Annotated in this window: 3 protein-coding genes; all 3 read left to right on the forward strand. The window is 37.1% G+C overall.

Going from position 1 to position 2238, the window contains the following annotated elements; all coding sequences use genetic code 11:
• A partial coding sequence (locus ACYVTD_RS11700; RefSeq protein ID WP_461247946.1) for a hypothetical protein occupies nt 1-208 on the forward strand: 208 nt, incomplete at its 5' end.
• 54 nt (nt 209-262) lie between these two features.
• Nucleotides 263-916, forward strand: a complete 654-nt coding sequence (locus tag ACYVTD_RS11705) for a hypothetical protein (RefSeq protein WP_461247947.1) — start codon at nt 263-265, stop codon at nt 914-916.
• A complete protein-coding gene (locus ACYVTD_RS11710; RefSeq protein WP_461247948.1) occupies nt 916-2109 on the forward strand; it encodes a DEAD/DEAH box helicase family protein in 1194 nt (397 codons plus the stop codon). Before ACYVTD_RS11705 ends, ACYVTD_RS11710 begins: the two co-directional genes overlap by 1 nt.
• The last annotated feature ends 129 nt before the right edge of the window (nt 2110-2238 follow it).

Genomic DNA, 2238 nt, shown 5'->3' on the forward strand with positions numbered 1-2238 from the left:
ATTTGGAAAAATCAATCAAAATGGTGGCTATATGATTGTCCAAAAATATAGAAAAGCCACAAAAATGCAAAGAAGTATTTGGAATGATAAAGAATTCGTAAATGAGAGGGGAACTGAAAGTATAAAAGAATTATTTGAAAAAAATTATTTTGACTATCCAAAATCTGTTTTTACAATTAAGAGGGTTTTAGAATTATCTACAAATTAATCCGATCTCATCCTCGACTTCTTCGCCGGCTCATCCACGACCGCCCATGCTGTATTGCAACTTAACGCCGAAGACGGCGGTAACCGCAAATTTATCATGGTGCAACTGGACGAAAAAACAAATCCCGACTCAGAAGCACGAAAAGCAGGGTACAACACCATTGACGAAATTTCCCGTAAACGCATTGAACTCGCCGGGGAAAAAATACTTGCGGATTATGAAAGTGATCTTGTAAGGCAAACTAACGGCTGGGATAAGGATATTGGCTTCAAACATTATCGCCTTGTTACACCTGAAGTAAAGACACTTGAAAAAATAGTTTCATTTAATCCCGAAGAAACAAACCTCATTGCCGATGACATGATAAAACCTTTTGAGTACAAAAAAACAGAAACCAGCGGTTTGGATACCATTCTTACAACTTGGTTAATTGATGACGGTTATCGTTTTGATACCCCTGTGGAGGAAATCACTTTTGGAAACTATATAGCACACTATGTCCGGGAATCGATGACGGTTTATTTGATCAACTTGGGTTGGGGTACAGAAGCCTTAAAAGATATGCTTAATCAAATTGGCACAAACAAATTGTTGGTTAATACGATAGTAGTGTATCCCTATTCTTTTGAATTTGAAGCCATGCGGGAATTAAGAACAAATATTAAAACAAATTTAGATAATCAGCCTACCCTTATCGAGAGGTACTAATGCGTCTTGACAAGCTTCAATACCAGTTAGATGCAATTGAAAATGCAATCAATGCAATAAATCCTGACAATATTTCTTCTAATGATAATACTTATGCCAATCCTGTTGTCAATAATACACCATTTATTGACGTAAAAATGGAAACTGGAACGGGTAAAACTTATGTATATACCCGATTGATACACAGTTTACGGCAGAAGTACGGTTTATTCAAATTTATAATACTTGTTCCAAGCGTTGCGATTAAGGAAGGCGTAAAAATGTCAATCGCATCGGACGACTGGAATAAACATTTCAGGCAGGAATTCGGTAACCAGTCTATTCATCTGGGAATTATTAACGCTGGTGATTTTGACGCCAAGAAAGGCAAACGCAAACAAATCCCAGAAGCCCTTCGCTCTTTTTGTGACGCTTCCGCTGTTGAAGATAAAAATATACATATATTACTGTTCAATGTCGGAATGCTTTCGTCTTCTTCAATGAGTAAATCGGATTATGACTCAACTCTGTTTGGAAATATCAGTTGTCCAATGGACGGGCTTAAAGCTACACGACCCATTGTAATTATTGACGAACCGCATCGGTTCAGCAAAACAAATAAGGCATGGAAAATTTTGACCGAAGATCTTTGCCCGCAAATAATAATTCGTTTTGGAGCAACTTTTCCAGAAATAAAAACAGGCGGCACTACAAAAAAAGATTATGAAAATCTTGTGTACGATTTAAATTCGATCCGTGCATTTAATGAAGGACTGGTAAAAGGCGTTCACATCGAATATCCCATACTGCCAGATACAAAAACGGAATTGGTGAGATATAAAATCGGACAAATAGAACGAGGAAAATCGGTAACATTCAGTAAAATAGAACCTAACAAAAAAAGTACAAATAAAGAAATTGAGCTTCGCATAGGCGATGATCTGACAGTTGTTGACCCGCAGTTTTCCGGCGGCATTACTCTGGAAGAAGCTTCTTCCGCAAATCATGCGCTTCTTTCAAACGACCTTGAACTTCATCAGGACATGGAATTAATCCCGCAGATTTTTTCTTCCGGTTATCAGGAATTAATCTTAAATCAAGCGTTGGAAGCGCATTTTGAAAAAAAGAAACGGCATACGTTCCAGTCGCCATTTTTGTTTTTGAATTGTAAAGATTGTTCTTTATCACGCAAAACTTTGTCAACTTCATCTTGAATGGCGGCATCACCTTTTTTTGAGTTATCTTCGGCAAAATATCCGGCTATTGCAGACATTTCATCTCTTTCATTTCTGCTTTTTAGCGTATATTCTAAAAATTCCTTATATTCTCCTTTTGCCAAATCA

This window comes from Treponema sp. R6D11 (assembly GCF_054786075.1).